Origin of the sequence: Microbacterium esteraromaticum, from assembly GCF_017303215.1 — a bacterium.
Classification (GTDB): domain Bacteria; phylum Actinomycetota; class Actinomycetes; order Actinomycetales; family Microbacteriaceae; genus Microbacterium; species Microbacterium esteraromaticum_C.
Map to the genome: position 1 here is coordinate 197,028 of NZ_JAEMWU010000001.1, position 22,794 is coordinate 219,821.

General features: G+C 69.1%; 24 protein-coding genes. 21 read left to right on the forward strand and 3 right to left on the reverse strand.

Annotated features, from left to right (window positions below):
* The first annotated feature begins 5 nt into the window (after positions 1 to 5).
* The 5 genes from cmtR to JF543_RS00915 are packed head-to-tail and all read left to right on the forward strand — an operon-like array spanning position 6 to position 2,247.
* Positions 6 to 365, forward strand: coding sequence for a Cd(II)/Pb(II)-sensing metalloregulatory transcriptional regulator CmtR (cmtR, locus tag JF543_RS00895; protein WP_179409752.1), 360 nt, complete (start codon positions 6 to 8; stop codon positions 363 to 365).
* Positions 362 to 1,057: a cation transporter gene (locus JF543_RS00900; RefSeq protein ID WP_179411747.1), complete on the forward strand. Its 696-nt coding sequence runs from the start codon at positions 362 to 364 to the stop codon at positions 1,055 to 1,057. Before cmtR ends, JF543_RS00900 begins: the two co-directional genes overlap by 4 nt.
* Before the next feature lie 36 nt (positions 1,058 to 1,093).
* Positions 1,094 to 1,423: a hypothetical protein gene (locus JF543_RS00905; RefSeq protein ID WP_206821501.1), complete on the forward strand. Its 330-nt coding sequence runs from the start codon at positions 1,094 to 1,096 to the stop codon at positions 1,421 to 1,423.
* 3 nt (positions 1,424 to 1,426) lie between these two features.
* Complete coding sequence (locus tag JF543_RS00910) at positions 1,427 to 2,059, forward strand: metal-dependent transcriptional regulator (protein WP_179409750.1); 633 nt, start codon at positions 1,427 to 1,429, stop codon at positions 2,057 to 2,059.
* Between the two features lie 23 nt (positions 2,060 to 2,082).
* Positions 2,083 to 2,247, forward strand: a complete 165-nt coding sequence (locus JF543_RS00915) for a hypothetical protein (RefSeq protein ID WP_179409749.1) — start codon at positions 2,083 to 2,085, stop codon at positions 2,245 to 2,247.
* 42 nt (positions 2,248 to 2,289) lie between these two features.
* Here JF543_RS00915 and pyrE read toward each other — a convergent pair whose 3' ends face one another.
* Positions 2,290 to 2,850, reverse strand: coding sequence for an orotate phosphoribosyltransferase (gene pyrE, locus JF543_RS00920; RefSeq protein WP_206551014.1), 561 nt, complete (start codon positions 2,848 to 2,850; stop codon positions 2,290 to 2,292).
* A gap of 75 nt (positions 2,851 to 2,925) precedes the next feature.
* Here pyrE and JF543_RS00925 point away from each other — a divergent pair, with 75 nt between their 5' ends.
* The 14 genes from JF543_RS00925 (at position 2,926) to JF543_RS00990 (ending at position 18,763) form a co-directional block, all read left to right on the forward strand.
* Positions 2,926 to 3,462: a YbhB/YbcL family Raf kinase inhibitor-like protein gene (locus JF543_RS00925; RefSeq protein ID WP_179409747.1), complete on the forward strand. Its 537-nt coding sequence runs from the start codon at positions 2,926 to 2,928 to the stop codon at positions 3,460 to 3,462.
* A 148-nt stretch (positions 3,463 to 3,610) separates the two neighbouring features.
* Positions 3,611 to 7,060, forward strand: coding sequence for a S8 family serine peptidase (locus JF543_RS00930; RefSeq protein ID WP_206822480.1), 3,450 nt, complete (start codon positions 3,611 to 3,613; stop codon positions 7,058 to 7,060).
* A 159-nt stretch (positions 7,061 to 7,219) separates the two neighbouring features.
* On the forward strand, positions 7,220 to 7,414 hold the full coding sequence (locus JF543_RS00935; RefSeq protein WP_206821498.1) for a hypothetical protein: 195 nt from the start codon (positions 7,220 to 7,222) through the stop codon (positions 7,412 to 7,414).
* A gap of 99 nt (positions 7,415 to 7,513) precedes the next feature.
* Positions 7,514 to 8,356 carry an exodeoxyribonuclease III gene (locus tag JF543_RS00940; RefSeq protein ID WP_179409744.1) on the forward strand — a complete coding sequence of 281 codons (843 nt, stop codon included), beginning with the start codon at positions 7,514 to 7,516 and terminating at the stop codon, positions 8,354 to 8,356.
* An 8-nt stretch (positions 8,357 to 8,364) separates the two neighbouring features.
* The gene (locus JF543_RS00945; RefSeq protein WP_206822481.1) at positions 8,365 to 9,174 is read left to right on the forward strand and encodes a Cof-type HAD-IIB family hydrolase; all 810 of its coding nucleotides are present in this window, start codon (positions 8,365 to 8,367) and stop codon (positions 9,172 to 9,174) included.
* Between the two features lie 56 nt (positions 9,175 to 9,230).
* The gene (locus JF543_RS00950) at positions 9,231 to 10,817 is read left to right on the forward strand and encodes an N-acyl-D-amino-acid deacylase family protein (protein WP_206822482.1); all 1,587 of its coding nucleotides are present in this window, start codon (positions 9,231 to 9,233) and stop codon (positions 10,815 to 10,817) included.
* Positions 10,814 to 12,064 (forward strand): alanine racemase, encoded by a 1,251-nt coding sequence (locus tag JF543_RS00955; RefSeq protein ID WP_206822483.1) that lies wholly within the window; start codon positions 10,814 to 10,816, stop codon positions 12,062 to 12,064. Before JF543_RS00950 ends, JF543_RS00955 begins: the two co-directional genes overlap by 4 nt.
* Positions 12,065 to 12,116: 52 nt before the next feature.
* Positions 12,117 to 12,518: a RidA family protein gene (locus JF543_RS00960; RefSeq protein WP_179409741.1), complete on the forward strand. Its 402-nt coding sequence runs from the start codon at positions 12,117 to 12,119 to the stop codon at positions 12,516 to 12,518.
* A gap of 29 nt (positions 12,519 to 12,547) precedes the next feature.
* Positions 12,548 to 13,864: a sensor histidine kinase gene (locus JF543_RS00965; protein ID WP_347401058.1), complete on the forward strand. Its 1,317-nt coding sequence runs from the start codon at positions 12,548 to 12,550 to the stop codon at positions 13,862 to 13,864.
* A gap of 34 nt (positions 13,865 to 13,898) precedes the next feature.
* Entirely contained in the window at positions 13,899 to 14,600 is a 702-nt protein-coding gene (locus tag JF543_RS00970) for a response regulator (RefSeq protein ID WP_179409740.1), read from the forward strand.
* A 2-nt stretch (positions 14,601 to 14,602) separates the two neighbouring features.
* Positions 14,603 to 15,793 (forward strand): benzoate/H(+) symporter BenE family transporter, encoded by a 1,191-nt coding sequence (locus tag JF543_RS00975; RefSeq protein ID WP_347401059.1) that lies wholly within the window; start codon positions 14,603 to 14,605, stop codon positions 15,791 to 15,793.
* Between the two features lie 148 nt (positions 15,794 to 15,941).
* Positions 15,942 to 16,835, forward strand: coding sequence for an ABC transporter ATP-binding protein (locus JF543_RS00980; RefSeq protein WP_179409739.1), 894 nt, complete (start codon positions 15,942 to 15,944; stop codon positions 16,833 to 16,835).
* Entirely contained in the window at positions 16,832 to 17,941 is a 1,110-nt protein-coding gene (locus tag JF543_RS00985) for an ABC transporter permease (RefSeq protein ID WP_206822484.1), read from the forward strand. The genes JF543_RS00980 and JF543_RS00985 overlap by 4 nt, the downstream gene beginning before the upstream one ends.
* 234 nt (positions 17,942 to 18,175) lie before the next feature.
* Positions 18,176 to 18,763 carry a nitroreductase family protein gene (locus JF543_RS00990; RefSeq protein ID WP_206822485.1) on the forward strand — a complete coding sequence of 196 codons (588 nt, stop codon included), beginning with the start codon at positions 18,176 to 18,178 and terminating at the stop codon, positions 18,761 to 18,763.
* Between the two features lie 10 nt (positions 18,764 to 18,773).
* Here the strand turns inward: JF543_RS00990 and JF543_RS00995 are convergent, their stop codons facing one another.
* Complete coding sequence (locus JF543_RS00995) at positions 18,774 to 19,433, reverse strand: TetR/AcrR family transcriptional regulator (protein ID WP_206822486.1); 660 nt, start codon at positions 19,431 to 19,433, stop codon at positions 18,774 to 18,776.
* A gap of 56 nt (positions 19,434 to 19,489) precedes the next feature.
* Between JF543_RS00995 and JF543_RS01000 the strand changes: the two genes are divergently transcribed.
* Both JF543_RS01000 and JF543_RS01005 read left to right on the forward strand, forming a co-directional pair.
* Positions 19,490 to 19,762, forward strand: coding sequence for a DUF1905 domain-containing protein (locus JF543_RS01000; protein WP_179409735.1), 273 nt, complete (start codon positions 19,490 to 19,492; stop codon positions 19,760 to 19,762).
* Complete coding sequence (locus JF543_RS01005; RefSeq protein WP_206822487.1) at positions 19,759 to 20,526, forward strand: alpha/beta fold hydrolase; 768 nt, start codon at positions 19,759 to 19,761, stop codon at positions 20,524 to 20,526. The genes JF543_RS01000 and JF543_RS01005 overlap by 4 nt, the downstream gene beginning before the upstream one ends.
* A 111-nt stretch (positions 20,527 to 20,637) precedes the next feature.
* Here JF543_RS01005 and JF543_RS01010 read toward each other — a convergent pair whose 3' ends face one another.
* A complete protein-coding gene (locus JF543_RS01010) occupies positions 20,638 to 22,785 on the reverse strand; it encodes an ATP-dependent Clp protease ATP-binding subunit (RefSeq protein ID WP_179409733.1) in 2,148 nt (715 codons plus the stop codon).
* Between the last annotated feature and the right edge of the window lie 9 nt (positions 22,786 to 22,794).

Here is a 22,794-nt window from a genome sequence, read left to right on the forward strand (position 1 = left end):
GTCATATGCGTGTACTTGCCTCGCGACTGGATGTCATGAACCGGCTCGGCCGCGCCATGGCGGATCCGACCCGCTCCCGAATCCTGCTGACCCTGCTGGACGGGCCGAACTATCCGGCGGTGCTGTCACGCAACCTCGAGCTGACGCCCTCGAATGTCTCGAACCACCTGGCCTGCCTGCGCGACTGCGGAATCGTCGTGACCGAGAAGGAAGGGCGGCAGAATCGCTACGCGATAGCGGACCCGCATCTCGTGGCAGCGCTCGCCGCGCTCGTTGACGTGACGCTGTCGGTCGACGAGAGCGCACCGTGTATCGACCCCGAATGCCCAGTCCCCGGCTGCTGCTCGACGGGGGAGCTCCGATGACTGCGGCCACCCTGGCGCCAGAGCGCAGAGACCTCCTCCGCCGCCGCATCAGGATCATCGTCGCGATCACCATCACCTGGAACGTCATCGAAGCGATCGTGGCGCTGACCGCAGGCGGCATTGCATCATCGGCGGCGCTCGTCGGATTCGGACTCGACTCAATCGTCGAGGTGCTTTCTGCCGCGGCAGTTGCATGGCAGTTCGCAGCCCCCGCCCCGGAGAGGCGAGAGAAGATCGCACTTCGCGTGATCGCGGTGTCGTTCTTCGCCCTCGCCGTGTATGTGACGATCGATGCCGCACTGTCGTTGCTCGGTCTGCGCGAACCCGAGCATTCGCCAGTCGGTATCGCAATCGCGGCTCTAAGCCTGGCGGTGATGCCTTTCCTGAGCTGGTTTGAACGGCGCACGGGGCGCGAGCTGGGTTCGGCTTCCGCCGTCGCCGACTCGAAACAGACACTGATCTGCACGTATCTGTCGGCGGCGTTGCTCGTCGGCCTGCTGCTGAACAGCCTGCTGGGTTGGGCGTGGGCGGACTCCGTGGCGGCATTGGTGATCGCCGTGTTCGCAGTCCGCGAGGGCGTCGAGGCGTGGAAGGGCGATGTGTGCTGCGCTACCCCCGTCGCAGCCCTCACGGGCGAACAGCAGACCGACACGTGCGAGGACAGCTGCTGTCGGACGAATGCCACTGCCTGACGCTTCGCCCGTGCAGCGGTTGAGTAGGCTCGACGTATGCCCTCAGCACGATCCAACAAGCCGTCGCGCGACGATTCCGAGGCCCGCCGGGCGATGCGTCTGAGCACCTGGTTCGCGCTGGGCGCCGGGGCACTCGGTGTCGTGCTGATCGCCTGGCCTCACCTGCTGCCGGCCGGTGGCCCCTGGGTGCAGTTGGCTCTCGGCGCGATGACACTGTTCCTCGCGTTCCGCGCCCGCGCAATCGGCACCCGCGGCGTCGAGGACTACGACGGCCGCCTGTCACTGCTGGCCGCGATGGCCGGCTTCGCCATTCTGTTCTTCGCCGGCGGCGAGGCGTTCCGCCTGTTGGCGGCACTGGGCGGCTGAGCCATGGCATCCCCCGCGTACGACGACTACCTGAAGACCGTCTACTCGCACACCGAGTGGCAGGATGCGCCGATCACGCCCTCGCAACTGGCGGCGAAACTGGGCATCGCCCCGTCGAGCGTGACCGAGATGGTCAAGAAGCTGGCCGCGGCCGACCTCGTCTCGCACGTTCCGTACGGCGCGGTACGACTGACGGATGCCGGACGCGCCCGCGCCCTGCAGATGCTGCGCCGCCATCGGCTGATCGAGACGTGGCTCGTGCGCGAGTTCGACTACGCCTGGCATGAGGTGCACGACGAAGCCGAGGTGCTTGAGCACACGATCAGTGATCGGATGCTGGATGCCATCGATCAGCGCCTCGGTCGCCCGCGGTTCGATCCGCACGGCGATGCGATCCCGGATGCTGAAGGGAACGTCGACCGCGAACCCTTCGTGCTGCTCGCCGACGCACCCGCCGGGCACCGCGGTCGGGTGTTGCGGGTCAGCGACCGCGACCCCGATCTGTTGCAGCGGCTCGAGGGGATCGGCGTCGCCGTCGGCGCAGTGGCCAGCGTTGATGCCGATGGGATCGTGCTCGACGGCATCCGCCATGCCCTGCCCGAGGGCGCGGCAGAGGCGATCTGGCTGAGCGCATAGGCACGGAACGTAGGCTGACCCACATGACTCAGGACGACCTGCTGTTCCTGGTGCTGATCAGCATCGGGCTGACCACGCTCGCGCTGTTCTCGTTCCGTCTGCTGCGCCGCGACAAGCGCGACAACCGCGGCGAGTGGTACGAGGGCCCCTGGGATGACGACGACCGTCACCGCGGGCCCCGCAGCTGACAGCATCCGATCGCGAGGCGGCACGCGCCACCGCGGCGCGGGCTACTGCGGGTCGAGCCCCAGGTCGTCCAGGTCGTAGGCGGCCAGCCACTGCAGACCCTCGGCCTCGATGGCGGCCTGCGCGCCGGTCTTGCGATCGACGATCACGGCGACCGCGACGACCTCGGCACCCTCGCGGCGCAGAACCTCAACGGCCTTCAGCGCCGACTGACCCGTGGTGGAGGTGTCTTCGAGCACCACGACGCGCTTACCGGCAACATCGGCGCCCTCGATCTGACGACCGCGGCCGTGGTCCTTGGGCTCCTTGCGCACGACGAACGCGTCGAGCGGACGTTCGGTGGCCACCGAGGCGTGCATCACCGAGTTCGCGATCGGATCGGCACCGAGCGTGAGCCCGCCGACCGCCTCGACGTCGAGGTCGGCGATGAGGTCGAGCATGATTCGACCGATGGCGGGAGCGGCCCGGTGGTCGAGGGTGAGCTTGCGCATGTCGACGTAGTACGTCGCCTTCTTGCCACTGGAGAGCGTGAAGTCACCGTGGAAAACGGCCTCGGCCGTGATCAGATCGAGCAGGGCCTGGCGGTCGGATGCGAGTTCGGTCACGGCATCCAGTCTATTCGGCGTGCGCCCGATCCCGGATGCCGGATGCTGTCCTACGGTGGAAGAAGGAGGCCACACATGTTCTCGTACGACCCCTACGCCGCCCTCGCCGAGCTGCGCCCCGTCGCGCCGCTCGAGCTGCACAGTCCGGACTTCGCGCCCGGCGGGGCGCTGCCCGGTTTCGCCTGGTCATCGGAGCGCGCCGGCGAAGACCGGCATCCGACGTTGGAGTGGTCGCAGCCGCCGGCCGGCACCCTCAGCTTCGCCATCTCGTGCTTCGACCCGGACGCCCCGACCGGTTCGGGCTTCTGGCACTGGGCGGCATACAACCTGCCCGCCGATCTGCGCTCGCTCGAGAGCGGCGACGGCACGGCGCAGAGTCTGCCCGCCGGCGCCGTCGTGCTGCCTAACGAAGCGCGCCTGGAGCGCTACATCGGCGCCGCTCCACCGGTCGGCACCGGTGTGCACCGCTACTTCTTCGTGGTGGATGCCCTCGATGTCGAGCACCTCGACCTCGAGGCGGGTTCGACACCGGGCGTGCTCGGCTTCAACCGTCACTTCCACACGCTGGCCCGCGGCATCCTGATCGGCACGGGCGACCCCGCCGAGCGCTGAACATGCGCCTCCGCTGAACGGCGCAGTCTATCGGCGCTCGAGCGGACGCGACAAGCCGTAGCGCATCCACCGTCTCTCCCTATACCGTTCGGGGCGAACGTGACGAACCCGACCGGGGCTCGCCACAGCAGCCTCACAAGGGAGTGAAATGCGCAGTTCGAACGGACGAAGTAATCGGATCTGGGCGGTGGCCGCGGCGACGACCGCCCTTCTGATGGCCGGTGGCGTCGCCCCGGCCGTCGCAGAGGATGGCGACGACGACACGGGACGCTTCAGCGCGACGCCGTTGACACCGGACAACAGCTTCAGCAACAACGCCAAGTCCGCCTCTGGTCGCCTGGCCACCAACGACGACGAGCTTCTCAAGCGCTCGGATGCCGACCAGGTCGCCGTCATGGTGAAGGTCGACGTCGACCCCGTCGCCTCGTACACCGGCTCGATCGACGGCTACGCCGCGACGAGCCCCGAGGTCACCGGTGTTCCGATCGCCGAGGGCAGCGCCGCCATCGACGCCTACACCGAGTACGTCACCAAGGCCATCGCCGATGCGAAGAAAGAAGTCACGGGGCTGATCGGCTCGGCAACGCTGATCTCGGACTATGTGACGGTGTACGGCGGCTTCTCGGCCATGATCCCCGCCAAGAGCGCCAAGGACGTGCTGACGCTGGGGTCGATCGCCGCGGTGCAGTCCAATGAACTGCGTCAGACGACTGGCTCGGTCGATGCATCATCGCTCACGACGGGGACGATCTCGGTTCCGTTGACGGTCACCTCGGACTTGGCGGATGCTGCCGAACTGCCCGAGACAACCCCGGCTGCCGACAACGACGCGACGACGTTCATCGGCGCCGACGCCGTATGGCCGAGCCTGGGTGGTCGCGATCGCGCCGGCGAGGGCGTGATCGTCGGCGTGATCGACACGGGCATCTGGCCCGAGCATCCGATGCTGATCGACAACGGCCTGGGTGCGCCGGACGGCGGGCCCTGGGCGTGCGAGTTCGGCGACGGCACGGTCGGCGACGAGTTCGACTGCAACAACAAGCTCATCGGCGCCTACGCCATGCTCGACGTCTACCAGTCCACCTCGGGCGCGGCCGGCGCCGACGCGTACTGCGACGGCACGCTGTGCTCGGCGCGTGACGCTGAGGGCCATGGCACGCACACGGCGACCACCGCGGTGGGTGCCAACGTCGAGTCGGCCGAGATCCTGGGCATCGAACGCGGACCGTTCAGTGGCGTCGCCCCCGGCGCCTCGGTCATCGCGTACCGCGCGCTCGGTCCGGCCGGTGGCTACGAGGGCGACCTGGTCGCCTCGATCGGTCAGGCCGTGCTCGACGGTGTCGACGTGATCAACTACTCGATCAGCGGCAGCGCCGACCCGTACGACTCGACGGAGCTGGCGTTCCTCGACGCGTTCGCGGCGGGTATTGCCGTCAACTCCTCGGCCGGCAACTCGGGACCGGGAGCGGCGACGGCCAACCACGCCAGCCCGTGGACGACCACGGTCGGCGCCTCGACCTCCGACCGCGCGTTCGGTTCGGCTCTGGTGCTGGCCTCGACCGACGGCGAGACCCTCGTCAAGGAGGGCACGACGATCACGCAGGGTGTGAGCGATGTACCGGTCGTGCTGGCCGCCGATGTCGCGGGCTACAACGATGAGCTGTGCACCGAACCGATGCCGGCCGACTCGGTCACCGACCAGGTCGTGCTGTGCATGCGCGGCGAGGTCGGTCGCATCGCGAAGGGCTACAACGTGCTGCAGGGCGGTGCGGCGGGAATGATCCTGGCGAACCCCGAGCCGATGGATCTGCAGACCGACAACCACTTCTTGCCGGCGATCCAGTTGGAGGGCCCCAACGACGACATCGTGTCGTTCATCAGCGAGCACGCCGGCGTCACCGCCACGTGGGCGCAGGGGACCGCGAACGTCGCCCCGGGTGACGTGATGGCCGGCTTCAGCTCGCGCGGACCGATCGGCCCGTTCCTCAAGCCCGACATCACCGCACCGGGCGTGCAGGTGATCGCCGGGCACACGCCGACGCCGATCGGCATCGACGGTGGGCCCACGGGCGAGCTGTACCAGGCGATCGCCGGCACCTCGATGTCGGCACCGCACGCGGCGGGCGTCTCGGCGCTGCTCGTGGCCGCGCACCCCGATTGGACGCCAGGGCAGATCAAGTCGGCGCTGATGACGTCGTCGGTGCAGGACGTGGTCAACGTGGACGGTTCGGATGCCGGTGTGTTCGACCGCGGCGCCGGCTCGATCCGCGCGGACCGCGCCATCGCGCCGCTGGCGACGATCAGCGAGTCGGCCGAGGCCTTCGCGGCGAGCGCCGCGGATGCCAAGACCCGCATCGATCTGAACCTGCCGAGCATCAACGCCGATCCGCTGCCGGGCGCGGTGACGACGACCCGTACGGTGACGAACGTGAGCGGGCAGACGCAGGTCTTCCGCACCGCGGCCAGCACCGATGGTGAGTTCGACATCACGGTCTCACCGAAGACGCTGACGATCCCGAGCGGGCAGTCGCGCGAGATCACGGTCACGATCAACACGATCGGCGCCTCGGACGGGTGGCATGAGGGTCAGGTGACTCTCACGCCGCGCAAGGGCGATGCGCTGGTGATCCCGGTTGCCGCGAATGCCGTCGATGCCGGTATCAACCTGACGCAGAGTTGCACGCCGACGACGCTCAGCCCGCGCGAGGTGGCCGATTGCACGGTGACCGCGTCGAACTTCCTGCCGGTCGAGGTCGATGCCACGATCGAGGTGGCCGCGGACGGCAAGCTGAAGGTCGAGTCGGTTGAGGACCCGCTGCGCAAGAAGGGCAACACGGCCAGCTGGAGCGGTACGCTCGGCGCCGCCGTGGCGCCGCAGATCACCGGGTTCACTGCTGATCTCGGTCCGGGCGACGGCTACCTGCCGCTGTCGCTCTTCGGCATCAGCCCGGTCGGTATCGGCGACGAGGACATCGTGAACTTCAACGTTCCCCCGTTCCTCTTCGGCGGCGAGACCTATAGCCGCATCGGTGTGGTGTCGAACGGGTACCTCGTGATCGGCGGCGGTACAGATGCCGATATCTGGTACCAGCCCCGGCCGATGCCCGACCCGGCTGCGCCGAACAACGTGCTCGCGCCGCTGTGGACGGATCTCGATCCGTCGCAGACATCCGGCAGCGGAGGCGTGCGCGTAGGCGTTCTCGGCGACGGCGACGGCAATAGCTGGATCGTCGTCGACTGGGCAGAGGTGCCGACCTACTCGGGCAATGCGACCAACACCATGCAGACGTGGCTCCAGACCGGAGCCACCGAGGGCGTGTGGTTCACCTATGGACAGGACGGCGCGGCCGATGACGCCACGGCGGCGGCCACCGCGGCCGAGAACCGCAACGGCACCAGTGCCGCAGTGCTCGACGGTCTGCCGTCGGCCGACGAGGGCTACGCCGTCGGCACGACGCCTCCGACCGCGGGTGGCACGGTGACGCTGGAGTACTCGGTGCGGGCTCAGGCGAAGGGCGAATGGGGAGCCGTGGCCACCCTCTCGTCCGACGCGCTGCGCACGACTCCGACGGCGCGCACGCCGATCGTCGTCGAGTAGACCGCTATCGCAAGACTCAGGGGGCGGATGCTGCAGCATCCGCCCCCTGAGGCGTCTGCGCACGAAGATAGGGCATTCGGTCGATCCGCCGGCCGCCCCTCAGAGCGGAGAGTCGTTCTCATCACCCACCGCGACAGCGGTGCGAACGAGGAGAACATCATGAACGAGAGCATCTACGTCGACTCGATGATCGACCAGCGCCGCACTGCCGATCTGAACCGTCGGCTGGAGTACCGGCGCATCGCACTCGAACGCGGCACAATGCCGCCCACCCGCAGGCACCTGTTCGCCCGGTTCGTCGAGCTGGTGGCTCACCGCCCACGCAACCCCCGGCACCGGGTACGGCACGCCTAGCCGACGCCGTCGTGGCGCTCTGGGCGCACAACTGGAATCGGCACTGCCCGCGGCCGCCGGGCGGAACTGGGTGTCGGCGGGCCCGAATAGGCTGGATGCATGCGTCTGGCCACCTGGAACATCAACTCGATCCGCACGCGCGTCTCGCGCGCCGTCGACTTCGCGGTGCGCGAAGACATCGACGTGCTCGCCTTCCAAGAGATCAAGTGCAAGCCCGAGCAGTTCCCCTACGAGCCGTTCGAGGCCGCCGGGTACCACGTCGAGGCGCACGGCCTGAACCAGTGGAACGGCGTGGCCATCGCCAGCCGCCTTCCGATCACCGATGTGCGCACCTCGTTCGCCGGCCAGCCCGGCTTCGCGAAGGGGCACGAGGGGCCGGACGCGCCGCTGGAGGCCCGCGCGCTCGGGGTCATGGTCGACGGTGTGCGCGTCTGGAGCCTGTACGTGCCGAACGGTCGAGCGCTGGGCGATGAGCACTACACGTACAAGCTGCACTGGCTCGAGGCGCTGCGTACCGCGACGGCCGCCGAGTTGGCCGCCAACCCCGACCTGCCGCTCGCGCTGGTGGGCGACTTCAACATCATTCCGTTCGACCACGACAACGGTGACCCGTCGATCGTCGAGGGCGTCTCGACCCACGTCTCGCCCGCAGAGCGCGAGGCGTTCTTCGCGCTTGAGAAGGCCGGTGTCACCGATGTGGTGCGGCCGTTGATCCCCGAGGGCTTCACGTACTGGGACTACCAGCGGCTGAAGTTCCCCCGCAATGAGGGCATCCGCATCGACTTCGTGCTCGGGTCGCGCACGTTCGCCGAGGCGGTGACCGGCGCGTCGATCCATCGCGATGAGCGCAAGGGCGAGCAGCCCAGCGACCACGTCCCGGTGGTGGTCGACATCGACCGGGGCGACGAGGACGACGACGACCTGCCGATGATCTTCGCCTGACGATGACGATGCCCCGGCTGATCGCCACCGATCTCGACGGCACCCTGCTCGATTCCGATTCATCGGTCAGCCCGCGCACACGCCGCGCGCTGGATGCGGCCCGAGACAGGGGCATCCACGTCGTGCCGGTGACGGCGCGCCAGCCGATCGGACTGCGCGCTCTCGCCGGCGACGCCGGCTTCGAGGAGTGGGCGCTGTGCGGCAACGGGGCGTTCGGCGTGCACCTGACGACGGGGCGGATGCTGTTCGCCGAGGAGCTGCCGTCCGAGACGATCCGCACGCTCGCCGATGCGCTGCGGGAGACGATCCCCGATCTGCTGTTCGCCAGTGTGCGCGAGGGCGGGGAGTCGTTCATCGCCCAGCACGGCTACGCCGAGGTCGCCGCGCTCTCGGATCACAAGCGTGACCCGCGCACGATGGGCGGAGTCGACCTCGACCAGGTGTTGGCCGCACCCAGCCTGAAGCTCGTGATCCGGCATCCCGAGCTCGCCCCGAGTGCGCTGTTCGAGGCACTCACGGCGCTCGGGATGACCGGCTTCGAGGCGACACTGTCGGGTGCGCCGTTCGTCGAGGTGATGGCGCAGGGAGTGACCAAGGCGACCGGCCTCGCCCGCTTGTGCGCGCACCTCGGCGTGCAGCAGCATGACGTGCTCGCGTTCGGCGATGCGTTGAACGATCTCGAAATGCTGCGGTGGGCGGGGCACGGCGTCGCCGTCGCCAACGCTGTCGACGTGGTGCGCGCGGCGGCCGACGAGGTCTCGGTCACCAATGACGAGCACGGCGTCGCGACAGTGATCGAGCGGATGCTGGCGATCTGACGCCCTGGGCGGCGTGAGACACTGTAAGTACACGTCGCTAACAAAAGGGGTTGAGCATGACCGGGTCGGCACAGCGACCGCTCGCCATCCGGGATGCGCGCTTCCCGACCGCCGGAACGGCGGACCTCGACCGCGGAACCGTGCTCATCGCCGACGGGCGCGTGGCCGACGTTCTTCCTGCCGGCGCCAACGACCTGCCGGAGGGCACGGCGGTGATCGACGCCGCCGGTCGTGTGCTGATGCCGGGCTTCATCGACGCGCACAGTCACGGCGAGGGCGCCCTCGGACGGGACGACCGCGAGCTCGCCCTGCTGCGTCAGGGCCTGACCGGTGTGGTGCTCGGCCAGGACGGTGTCTCGTTCGCACCGACGACGCCGCAGACCGCACCGCTGAACGAACGCTACTTCGCCGCCGTCAACGGTCCGCTGCCCGCAGAACACCCGCACGGCATGAGTGCGGGACGCATGCTGGCGCACTTCGCACGGGTGTCGCGCCTGACGAGCACCCTGCTCGTGCCCGCCGGCACGGTGCGCACGGCGATCAGCGGATTCTCGGCCACCCCGCTCACCGCCCGCCAGCTCGACGAGAGCGAAGAGATCACTCGCGCGGCGATCAGCGAGGGCGCGACCGGCATCTCTCTCGGCTTGGAGTATGTGCCCGGCGGATTCGCCGACCCTGCCGAGTTGCGGCGTTACGCCGAGATCGGTGCCGATACCGGACTGCCGCTCGTCGCGCACGTGCGCGGATACGAAGCCGATGCGCCCGCGGGGCTCGGCGAGCTGATCCCCCTGGCCCGTGACACCGGCGCCCCGGTGCATGTGGCGCACCTGCACGCTCCGGCCGACCTGGCGCTGCCGATCGTCGACGCGGCACTCGACGAGGGCATCGACCTGACGTTCGACGCCTACCCGTACCGTCGCGGCAACACGATCCTCGCCATGCTGGCGATCCCCGCCGCCCTGCAGCAGGAGGGCCCGCACCGCACGCTCGCGGTGCTGGCCGACGCGGCGACACGCGAGCGCCTGGAACGCGAGTGGTTCCCCGGCATCGCCGATCTGCTCGGCCGCGTCACCATCAGCGTCGCCGACCACCCCGACTGGGTCTGGGCCGAAGGGCTGCCCCTGCCCGTGATCGCCGAGCGGGTCGGCCGCCCGATCGGTGAGACGGTGTGCGATCTGATCGTCGCAACCGGTCTCGGTGCCGGCGCGATCGTGCAGCAGCCGGCCGCCAACCGACTCGAAGACGTTCGTGCGATCGCCAACCACCGCGCGCACCTGGGCAGCTCCGACGGCATCTTCCTCGGCGGGCATCCGCACCCCCGCGGCTGGGGCAGCTTCTCGCGGATGCTGCGCAGACACGTGATCGACTGGCAGGACTGGACCTGGTGGGAGGCCGCCGAGCACCTGTCCCTGCGCGCAGCGCGGCGGTTCGGTTTCGGCGACCGAGGCCTGGTGCGACCGCACTCGCGCGCGGACTTCTGCCTCGTCGACCCGGCCGCGGTCACCGACCGCGCGACCTACGACGAACCGACGCTGCTCGCCGAAGGCATCGCCGACGTCATCGTGGGCGGCACCCCTGTTCTCGCGGGTGCGGAACTGTGCACGATGGGTGCCAGCACCCTCACCGAAAGGCCCTCACGATGATCGAATCCGCACCGCTGCGCCTGACCAAGGGCCTGGGCCCGAGCCTCGACGATGCCGGCACGGCCGATCTGCACGGCACCTCGCTGTTCGCCGCCGACCGCGACTTTCCGCAGCTCACTCTGGACGAGTCGGCGATCGCGCACAACATCGCCCAGATGATGACGTACGTACGATCACGCGGTGTGGCGCTCGCCCCGCACGGCAAGACCGCGATGTCGCCCGCGTTGGCGTGGCGGCAGATGGATGCCGGCGCGTGGGGCATCACGGCGGCGACCCCCACGCAGCTGCGCGTGTACCGCGCGGCGGGGCTGCCGCGCCTGCTGCTGGCGAACCAGCTCGTCGAGCCCGGAGCCATCGCCTGGCTGCGTGGCGAACTCGCCGCCGATGCGGAGTTCACGTGCCCGGTGTACGCCGACTCCTTCGACGGCCTCGCGCTGCTCGCCGGCCCCGCCGATCAGCGTCCCCTCGACGTGCTGCTCGAGGTGGGGCACCCCGGCGGACGCACCGGCGTGCGCGGCGCGGACGCGCTGCGTGCCCTGACCGAGCAGGCCGCCCGCACCCCGGGCATCCGCGTCGTCGGTATCGCGACCTACGAGGGCACCCTCGCGGGTGACACCGAAACCGCCAAAGCCGACAACGTGCGCGATTTCGCGCGCGAGCTCGCCGCACTGACCCTCGCACTGCACGATGAGGGACTTCTGCCCGAAGACGGCATCGTGTCACTCGGCGGCAGCGCGTACTTCGACGCAGCGGTCGACGGCCTCATCGACGGCGGTTTCCCCGCCGCGCGCATCCTGCTGCGCAGCGGTGCGTACCTCACCCACGACGACGGACTCTACGCTCGCACGACGCCCCTCACCCGCGCCAGCGCAGGCAGCCCCGAACTGCGCTCCGCGATCCGGGTGTGGGCGCCGGTGCTCAGCATCCCCGAGCCGGGCCTCGTGATCGCACTGTGCGGACGACGCGACGTCGGCTTCGACCAGGACCTACCCGTCGTGCTCGGCGTGCGCGGCCGCGACGGCTCCGCCCCCCGCGCATTCGCCGGCCGGATCGAGCAGCTCGCCGACCAGCACGCATTCATCCGATTCGACGCGGATGCCCCCGGTGAGACCGCTGCCCCCAGGGTCGGCGACCTTCTCGAGCTGGGCATCTCGCACCCGTGCACCACCCTCGACCGGTGGGGACTCGTTCCGCTCGTCGACGATGACCTGCGCATCCGCGAGCTGATCAGACTGCACTTCACCTGAACGCCGATCGTCACCAGAACGCCGAACTTCACCAGAACCGCCAAGGAGAGAAATGACCGACACCACCGTCATCCGCACCGACGCCGCCCCGGCACCCGCCCACGTGTTCTCGCAGGGCCTGCGCAAGGGCAACATGCTGCAGGTCTCGGGCCAGGGGCCGATGGACCCCGAGACGAACACGTACATCGCTGAGGGCGACGTGCACGCGCAGACGCTGCGCACGCTCGAGAACGTGCGCGCGATCCTCGAGGCCGGCGGCGCCTCTGTCGAGGACGTGCTGATGTTCCGTGTCTACCTCACCGACCAGGCGAACTTCCCGGCGATGAACGAGGCCTACGGCGAGTTCGTGCAGAAGTACGTGCCCAGCGGCGCGCTGCCCTGCCGCACCACGGTGTTCACCGGCCTGCCTCACCCCGAGATGCTCGTCGAGATCGACGCCCTCGCCGTCGTCTGAGCGCAGTCCCCCTCGCGGTGGATGCCGACGTGAGCCCCACGCTCTACGGTGGTCTCATGTCGGCATCCTCCCCCCTCGTGCGCACCCCGACCCCGCGGGAACTGCGACAGGACCTGCTCCTGGCCGGAGCGCTGCTGCTCGGCGGCATCATCAGCGCCGGTCTGACGAGCGTCGCGGGCTTCTACGGCGACGAACAGGCACCCCTGTGGACCGCACTGCTGTTCGTCCTGGGCGTCACCGCTCCCCTCGCCCTGCGACGCCGCTGGCCGGCGCTGGTCGCCGTGTTCATCGCAGTGCTGTTCTTCGTCAGCGTCTCGCTGCGGGCGCCCGAGGTGTACGTCATCAATATCGCGATGTTCATCGCGATCTACACGGTGGGCGCCTGGATGAACAACCGGCGAGCGGCTCTGTGGGTGCGTGTCGGCATCATCGTCGGCATGTTCATCTGGCTGATCGCGGTGATGTACCGCGAGGTCCTCACCGGAGCGGATGAGGCCGACGTCACCGCCGGCGCGTTCTCACCCGTGCTGGCCTACATGATGATCCAGGTGCTCATCAACGCGCTCTACTTCGGCGGAGCGTACTACTTCGGCGAGCGCTCGTGGACCGCCGCCCAGCAGCTCATCGCGCTCGAAGAGCGCACCCGCGAGCTCGAGCACGAGCGCGAGGTGACCGCAGCACAGGCCGTGGCCCTCGACCGCGTGCGCATCGCCCGCGAACTGCACGACGTCGTCGCGCACCACGTCTCGGTGATGGGAGTGCAGGCCGGCGCCGCACGGCTGGTCGTCGATCAGGACCCCGCCCGCGCCAAGACCATGATGGCCGCGGTCGAGGAGTCCTCCCGCGAGGCGATCGGCGACTTCCGCCGGCTGCTCGAGACGCTGCGGGCCCACGACGACGAGCACGACGACTCGGCCGCAGCGCTCACCCTGACCGACATCGAACACCTCGTGCAGGCGTCTCGGGATGCCGGTCTGCCCACCGCCTACACGGTGATCGGTGAGCCGGTGGCAGTCCCCAGCACGGTCGCCGTGAACCTGTACCGGATCGCCCAGGAGGCGCTGACGAACGCCCGCCGGCACGCCGGGAGCGGCGCCACTGCCGACGTGCGCGTGCGCTACGACGCCGATGCCGTCGAGCTCGAAGTGCTCAACTCGGGGCGGGTGATCTCAGCACCGCGCGCCGGTCTCGGACAGATCGGCATGCGTGAACGTGCGCTGGCGTCGGGCGGCACGATCGAACTGCTGCCCCGCCCGCAGGGTGGCTTCCGCGTGCGCGTCACGGTTCCCCTCACCACCGCATCGCCGGCGACATCGGCTACCCGCTCCCCCGTGGTCGCGCGCTGATGCCCGCCCGCCGCCACCGCTCTCGAAGGACGCCATGACCGACTCTCCGATCCGCGTGCTGATCGTCGACGACCACAGCATGCTGCGTGCCGGGTTCCGCGCGATTCTCGGCACCCAGCCCGACATCGACGTCGTCGGCGAGGCCGCGACCGGCACCGACGCGGTCGACCTCGCGGCCCGGCTGGCACCCGACGTGATCACCATGGACGTGCAGATGCCCGACATGGACGGCCTCGAAGCCACCCGCCGCATCGTCGGCGCAGGGCACGTGGCATCCGCCATCGCGATCGTCACCACCTTCGACCGCGACGAGTACCTCTTCGCCGCGCTGGAGGCCGGGGCCAGCGGGTTCCTGCTGAAGAACGCCGGCCCCGAAGAGCTCATCTCCGCCGTGCGCGCACTGGCCTCCGGCGACGGGATGCTGGCGCCCGAGGTCACGCGCCGTGTGCTGGCCCGCTTCGCAGCATCCGCCACCCCCGCGCCCGCCGCTCCGCCCGTTCGTGCCGCGGCGCCCGCGCACCCCGCGACCGCGCTCGTCGCGACCGAAGCGCTCACCGAGCGCGAGAGCGACGTGCTCGCACTGATGGCGGATGCCCGCAGCAACGCCGAGATCGCCTCGGCCCTGTTCATCGGCGAGGCGACCGTGAAGACCCACGTGTCGCGCATCCTGCAGAAACTCGGCGCACGGGACCGCGTGCAGGCCGTCGTGATCGCCCACCGGCAGGGACTGGCCTGACCGTGACGCGATCGGGTTCCACCTCGCTGTCGCGCCCCATCGTGGCGGGCATCGTCACGGCCCTGGTCGGATTCACCAGCTCGTTCGCCGTGGTGCTCACCGGACTCGACGCGGTCGGGGCGAGCCCGGCACAGGCGGCGAGCGGCCTGCTGATGCTGAGCCTCACGATGGGCCTGGCCTGCGTCGTCCTCGCGTGGCGGTACCGGATGCCGATCACCGCCGCCTGGTCGACGCCCGGTGCCGCACTGCTGGCCGCCGTCAGCGCTACCGAGGGGGCACCCGAGCAGCGCTGGTCGGCGGCGGTCGGGGCGTTTCTGGTGGCCGCGGCGTTGATCCTGCTGACCGCCCTCGTACCCCGGCTCGGCGCCCTGATCGCGGCGATCCCACCGTCGATCGCCCAGGCGATGCTCGCCGGCGTGCTGCTGCCGCTGTGCCTCGCTCCCGTCACTGGAATCGTCGTCAACCCCTGGGGCGTGGTGCCGGTGGTGCTCACCTGGTTGCTGCTGGTGCGGATCGCGCCGCGCTGGGCGGTGCCCGGGGCGTTCGCCACAGCGACCGTCGTCGTGGTCGTCGGCATCGTGAACTCGGGCACGGCGGTCGAACCGGCGCAGCTGCTCCCCACCCTGACGCTGACGGCGCCGACATTCACCGTGGGTTCGATCATCGGCATCGCGCTGCCTCTGTTCATCGTCACCATGGCGTCGCAGAACGTACCGGGCATCGCCGTCATGCGCAGCTACGGCTATGAGGTCCCGTGGCGTCCCGCGATGCTCATCACCGGTATCGGCTCAGCGGTGGGCGCACCCTTCGGCGGGCACGCGATCAACCTCGCCGCGATCAGCGCGGCCCTGGCCGCGGCTCCCGATGCCGAACCCGATCCGGCACGACGCTGGGTGGCCGGCGTCTCGACGGGAGTGTCGTACATCGCGCTCGGGGCGTGCTCGGCGGTGTTCGTCACCCTGGTGCTGCTCGCCCCGGCCGCGGTGATCCCCGCGGTGGCAGGGCTCGCGCTGCTCGGGGCGTTCGGATCGTCGGTGCAGCAGGCGATCGATGACCCCGGCGAGCGCCTACCCGCCGTCGTCACGTTCCTGGTGGCGGCATCCGGCATCGCGGCATTCGGCATCAGCGCGGCGTTCTGGGCACTGGGAGCCGGCCTGATCGTGCGCGGCGTGCTGCACGTGGGGCGGCGCTGAGGGCATCCGCCGTTCCGCATCCGACGTTTCGGCGTCCGCCGGTCACCCGTACGACGGATGCCGCAGAATCCACCCGGCGGGGGATGCCACCGAGCACCGCCGATTCGTAGCGTGGAGGCATGCGCTGCACTGAGTGGACGGAGTCGACGTGGCAACACATCTGAGCCTGGACGGCATCACCAAGAGCTATGGTTCCCGGGCGGTGCTCGACAGCATCCGATTCGACGTCGCCCCGGGGCGACTGACGGGCTTCGTCGGCGGCAACGGCGCCGGTAAGACCACCACGATGCGCATCATCCTCGGTGTGCTCGCGGCCGATGCCGGCACCGTCAGCATCAACGGCGCTCCGGCCACCGCCGCCGACCGTCAGCTGTTCGGCTACATGCCCGAAGAGCGCGGCCTGTACCCGAAGATGAAGGTGCTCGAGCAGGTCGTCTACCTCGCGCGACTGCACGGATTCAGCAAAGCGGATGCCACCGAACGCGCCACCGCGCTGCTGACCGAACTCGGTCTCGGCGAACGCCTGGACGACAAGATCGAGGCGCTGTCGCTGGGTAACCAGCAGCGCGCGCAGATCGCCGCCGCTCTCGTGCACGACCCCGAGGTGCTGATCCTCGACGAGCCGTTCTCGGGTCTCGACCCGCTCGCGGTCGATGTCGTCGCCGGTGTGCTGCAGACGCGCGCCGCGCAGGGCGCCGCCATCCTGTTCTCGTCGCATCAGCTCGATGTCGTCGAGCGGCTGTGCGACGACCTGATCATCATCGCCGACGGAACGATCCGCGCGGCGGGTCCGCGTGCCGACCTGCGCGCAGAGCACTCCGCACCGCGGTGGGAGCTGCAGAGCACATCGGACGTCGGCTGGCTGCGCACCGAGCCCGGCGTGACCGTGATCGACTTCGAGGCCGGCGACGCGATCTTCGACGTCGACCACGACGACACCGCGCAGCGTGTGCTGCGCCGCGCGCTGGCCGACGGCGCCGTCTCGCACTTCGCTCCGCAGCGCCCCACCCTCGCCCAGATCTTCAAGGAGGTCATCCGATGAGCATCCCGACCGCTCCGGCGCGCCCGCGTGCCCTGTCCACCTCGCGGGGTGCCTGGCTCGTCGCCGAACGCGAGATCGGCGCGCGTGTGCGCAGCAAGGCGTTCCTGATCTCGACGGTGATCCTGGTGCTGGCCGTGTTCGGTGGCATCCTCTGGATGGGCATCGCCTCCAGCAGCAGCGGCACCACCTCGATCGCCGCGGTCGGTGGCGCCGCCGATGGGCTGGCCGCATCGGACGCCTACGAGGTCACCGAGGTCACTGGGCGGGCGGATGCCGAAGAGCTGGTGCGCTCGGGTGACGTCGAGGCCGCGGTCATCGAAGACAGTGCATCGCCGACGGGCGTGATCATCATCGCCGATGAGTCGGCACCCGAAGGGCTGGTCGCGGCGCTGTCGGTTGCGCCGACCGTTGAACTGCTCACTCCCGACGCCCCCGATTTCGGGGCCCGGTACGTGCTGGGGCTGCTGTTCGGCCTGGTGTTCATGATGGCGGCGATCTCGTTCGGCACACCGATCACCACCAGCGTGGTCGAAGAGAAGCAGACGCGGATCATCGAGATCCTGCTCTCGGCCATCCCCGCACGGGTGCTGCTGGCCGGAAAGGTGATCGGCAACACCGTGCTCGCGCTCGGTCAGATTCTGCTGCTGATCGGCGTGGCCATGGTCGGGTTGATCGTGACGGGTCAGGATGATCTGCTGCGAGGTTTCGGGGCCCCGGTGCTGTGGTTCGCGGTGTTCTTCCTGTTCGGGTTCATCCTGCTGGCGGCGATGTTCGCCGCGGCCGGGTCGTTGGTGTCGCGACAGGAGGATGCCGGCGCGACCCTGACACCGGTGATGTACCTGACGATGATCCCGTACTTCCTGGTGATCTTCTTCGGCGGCAACAGCACCGTGATGACCGTGCTGTCGTACGTGCCGTTCTCGGCCCCCGTGGCCATGCCGATCCGCCTGTTCTTCAGCGAGGCCCAGTGGTGGGAGCCGCTGGCGGCGCTCGCACTGCTGCTGGCGTCGTGCGTGGCGATGATCCTGCTCGGCGCGAAGATCTACGAGAACTCGCTGCTGCGGATGGGCGCCCGCGTCTCGCTGAAGGACGCCCTGCGCGGCTAGGCGCCCCGGCGAGCCGGCTCGCGCGCTCGCCTTCCCCTGAGAAACCACTTCCCGTTTGAGAAACACGCATACACGTGGTTTCTCAAACGGGAAGTGGTTTTTCACCCAAGGGGCCGGGGCGCGTAGCGCGGGGGCACGGGAGCGCGACGAGCCCGGAATATGCGCGTGCATAGGATGGTTGCAGAGTTCGGACGATGGGGTCCTCTTTGACCGACACTCCGAAAGGACCCTCCTGTGAGCAACTCCGTCCTCGACCGCGCCGCCCAGACCGATCACCCCGTGCTCGACGTCCTCGCCGGACGCTGGAGCCCTCGCGCCTACGAGGCTGAGGCCCCCATCGACGAGGCGAAGCTGGCATCCGCTCTCGAAGCCGCACGGTGGTCGCCGAGCGCGAGCAACTCGCAGCCCTGGCGGTTCATCGTCGCCCGGCGCGGGTCGGCGGCGCACCATGGCATCCACTCGACTCTCGTCGGGTTCAACCAGACGTGGGCCGGCGACGCGGCCGTGCTGATCGTCGCGGTGGCCGAGGTCGCGGGTGCCGACGGTGCCCCGATCAGCCACGCGGTCTACGACCTCGGTCAGGCCGTCGCTCACCTGTCGGTGCAGGCGCACCATGACGGACTGCACGTGCACCAGATGAGCGGTTTCGACGCCGCTCAGGTGAGCGAGACGTTCGGTCTCGATGAGCGTTTCGCGCCGATGACGGTGCTGGCGCTGGGTGAGATCGGCGACGCCGCGCGCCTTCCCGAGGTGCTGCAGGAGCGCGAGACCGCCCCGCGCGTGCGCCGTCCCCTCGCCGACACGGTGCTCGTCGACGCCTGACGCCCACCCCTCACCGCGTGGGGGCGGAATCGGATGCTACGCCGTAGGCCGCCAGAAACACATCGAGCGCCGCAGTGACGTGCTCTTCGACCGTTCTGTCACCCAGCGCCGCGGCGTCGCCGAGCAGCATTGCCCGGTTCACCGGCTCGCCCATGACGAGCCAGTTCAGTTGCGTCGCTGCGCGTGCCGGGTCATTGACGGCGAGTTCACCGGCCGACGTCAGCGCCTCCAGACGCTGGGCCAGCGCCCGGATCGCCTGCTGCGCCCCCTGTTCGTAGAGCTCGCGAGCCAGCTCAGGAAACTGCGCCATGAGTCCGATGACCAGGCGGCGCAGCGCAAGCAGATTCGGCGCGAGCACCGTCTGCAGCTGCTGGATCAACACCCGCTCGAGTTGCTCCCGCGCGCCTTCATCGCCGCTCGCCTCTTTGCGATGCACACGCTCGGTCGCCGCACGGGTTTGCGAGCGCACGAGTTCGAGGAAGAGCGCCTCCTTGGCGCCGAAGTGACCATAGAGCGTCTGCTTGGCAACACCAGAACGACGCGCGATGGCATCCATGGTCACTCGCTCGTAGCCGTGCGCGAGGAACTCGACCTGCGCGGCATCGAGGATCGCCTCGCGCTTCGCGACGGACGAGGGGCGCAGCGCACGATTGGCGCTTGACGTTTTCATACGCATGAGTCTAGTTTGAGAGAAATCACACCGATCAGTCTTGAAAGTGGTGCTCCATGCCCTCACCATCCATGCAGTTCGACGCAGAGCTGGTCCGCGCAAGCGAGGCCGGCGGATGGATCGTGTTCGAAGCACCCGGGTCTGCCGAAGCGTTCGGCACGGGGAAGCCGGTACGCGTCGTGGGCACGTTGGACGCCGTCACGGTGGCTCTGACGCTGCTGCCCTCGGGGCACGGGTACCATCTCGGTCCGGTCAAGGCCGCGACACGCAAGATGCTCGGCAAAGATGTCGGCGACACGATCGCGGTGAGGATCGAGGCCGCAGCGTGAGCGTCCTGACCACGGTGAGAGGCGACCGCATCGCCTACGACGATTCCGGCCCGGCGGATGCCCCCGCAGTCATGTTCACCACGGGCGCCGGCCCGGATCGCGCCGGCGACCCGACCACGAGGGCCACGGCCGAACTCCTGGCCGCCCAGGGAGTCCGTTCGCTGTTCGCCGACCGCCTGGGCCGCGGCGAGAGCGTGTCGAACGGCCCCATCACACTCGACGCACAGTTGGCCGCGATCGCCGAACTCGCCGCGATCTCCCGCGCTCCTGTCGTACTCGTCGGCCACTCATCGGGGTGCGCACTCGCGATGCTCGCGGCCGCCAGAGTGCCGAACGTCGCCGGGATGTTCTTGTGGGAAGCACCACTCGGCCTCTTTCCCGAAGGAGCGGCGGCTTGGTGGGCATCGGTACGCGAATCGATCGACGCCGGCGACCTTGAGACGGCCGTCGCGCGATACATGGCCGGGATGCCACCGGAGTGGCTCGATGCGCTGAAGCAGACCCCCGAGTATCCGCGGATCGTGCTCGGCTGGGTTCCCGACGGTGAGGCTCTGGCCGCCGTCGAGCAGCGCGGGTACGCCACGTCAGCGCCGCTCGTCGCAGTCACAGCGACCGAGACGTTCCCGGGCATGGTCGCTACGGCCGACGCGTTGGCGGCCGCCGCCGCGACCGGAACCTCCGAGCGGATGCCCGGATCCGACCACTCCTGGAGTGCGGATGCCATGGCGCAACGTCTGGCCGATTTCCTGCATCCGCTCTCCTGACCATCCCCTCTCACCCCTCCCCGTCTATTCGTCACAAACCACCCGAAACCGGGCCCGATAGCGCGGGTTTGTGACGAGTAGACGGAGGCGGAAGGGGCGCGGGGTGCGGGGTCAGGACTGGCTGGTGAGCACCAGGCCGGCACCGTCGGCCGCGACGTCGACGCGCACGGTGTCGCCATCGTGCACGTTGCCCGACAGCAGCGCCGTCGCAAGCCGGTTCTGCACCTCAGTCTGGATGAGACGGCGCAGCGGGCGTGCACCGAACACCGGGTCGTAGCCGCGCTCGGCGAGCCAGGCGCGGGCATCCGGGGTGACGGCCAGAGTGAGCCGGCGATCCGCCAGCCGACGCTGCAGCTGATCCACCGACAGCTCGACGATCTGCGCCAGGTCGTCCTCGCTCAGCGCCTGGAACATCACGATGTCATCGAGTCGGTTCAGGAACTCGGGGCGGAACGACTGCCGCACCAGCGCCATCACCTGCTCGCGCTTCTGCTCGGTCGACATGATCGGGTCGATCAGGATCGGCGAGCCGATGTTGCTCGTCAGGATCAGAATCACGTTCGAGAAGTCGACCGTGCGCCCCTGACCGTCGGTCAGGCGACCGTCGTCGAGTACCTGCAGCAATACGTCGAACACCTCGGGGTGCGCCTTCTCGACCTCGTCGAGCAACACCACAGAGTACGGACGACGACGAACGGCCTCGGTCAGCTGCCCGCCCTGCTCGTAGCCGATGTACCCGGGAGGGGCACCCACCAGACGCGAGACCGAGTGCTTCTCGCCGTACTCGCTCATGTCGATGCGCACCATGGCGTGCTCGTCGTCGAAGAGGAACTCGGCGAGTGCCTTGGCCAACTCGGTCTTGCCGACGCCGGTCGGGCCGAGGAACAGGAACGATCCGGTCGGACGACCGGGATCGCTGATCCCCGCGCGCGAGCGACGCACAGCATCCGATACCGCCGTGACGGCGTCCTTCTGTCCGATCAGCCGCTTGCCCAGCTCGTTCTCGAGGTGCAGCAGCTTCTCGCTCTCACCCTGCAGGAGGCGCCCGACGGGGATGCCCGTCCACGCCGCGATCACCGCGGCGATGTCTTCGTCGCTGACCTGCTCGTTGACCATGCGACCCTCGCTGGAGACGGCGGCCTCGGCCTGCTCGGCCTCGGCGATCTCGGCCTGCAGGCGCTTGATCGTCTCGTACTCGAGCTTGGATGCCCGGGTGTAGTCGGCATCACGCATGGCGAGATCACGCTGGGTGATGGCATCGTCGAGCTTCTTCTTGAGCTCACCGACCCGGTTGAGCCCCTGGCGCTCGCGGGCCCAGCGCTCTTCGAGACCGGCGAGTTCATGCTCGAGACCGGTGAGCTGCTCGCGCAGCGCGGCAAGACGCTCCTTCGACGCGGCGTCCTTCTCGCGCTTGAGCGCGAGCTCTTCGAGCCGCATCCGATCGACCTGGCGCTTGAGCTCGTCGATCTCGACCGGCGACGAGTCGATCTCCATCTTCAGGCGCGACATGGCCTCGTCGACGAGGTCGATGGCCTTGTCGGGCAACTGCCGGCTGGGCAGATAGCGGTTCGAGAGCGAGGCCGCCGCGACGAGTGCGCTGTCCGAGATCGTCACCCCGTGGTGCGCCTCGTAGCGCCCCTTCAGCCCGCGCAGGATCGCGACGGTGTCCTCGACCGACGGCTCGCCCACGTACACCTGCTGGAAGCGGCGTTCGAGGGCGGCATCCTTCTCGATGAACTCGCGGTATTCGTTGAGCGTCGTCGCACCGATCAGGCGCAGTTCACCGCGGGCGAGCATGGGCTTGAGCATGTTGGATGCCGCCACCGAGCCCTCACCGCCGCCGGCCCCCATCAGCACGTGCAGCTCGTCGATGAAGGTGATCACCCGACCCTCAGACTCGGTGATCTCCTTCAGAACGCTCTTCAACCGCTCCTCGAACTGCCCGCGGTACATCGCACCGGCGACGAGCGCCGAGATGTCGAGCGAGATGAGCTCCTTGTCTTTGAGCGACTCGGCCACGTCTCCCGCGACGATCCGCTGAGCGAGCCCTTCGGCGACGGCGGTCTTGCCGACGCCGGGTTCCCCGATGAGCACGGGGTTGTTCTTGGTGCGCCGGGTGAGCACCTGGCTCACGCGGCGGATCTCGCTGTCTCGACCGATCACCGGATCGAGCTTGCCCTGACGGGCACGGTCGGTGAGATTGATGCCGAACTGCTCGAGGGCGCTCTGCTGCTCTTCGTTCTGTGCGGGGTTGACCATTCGTTCCTC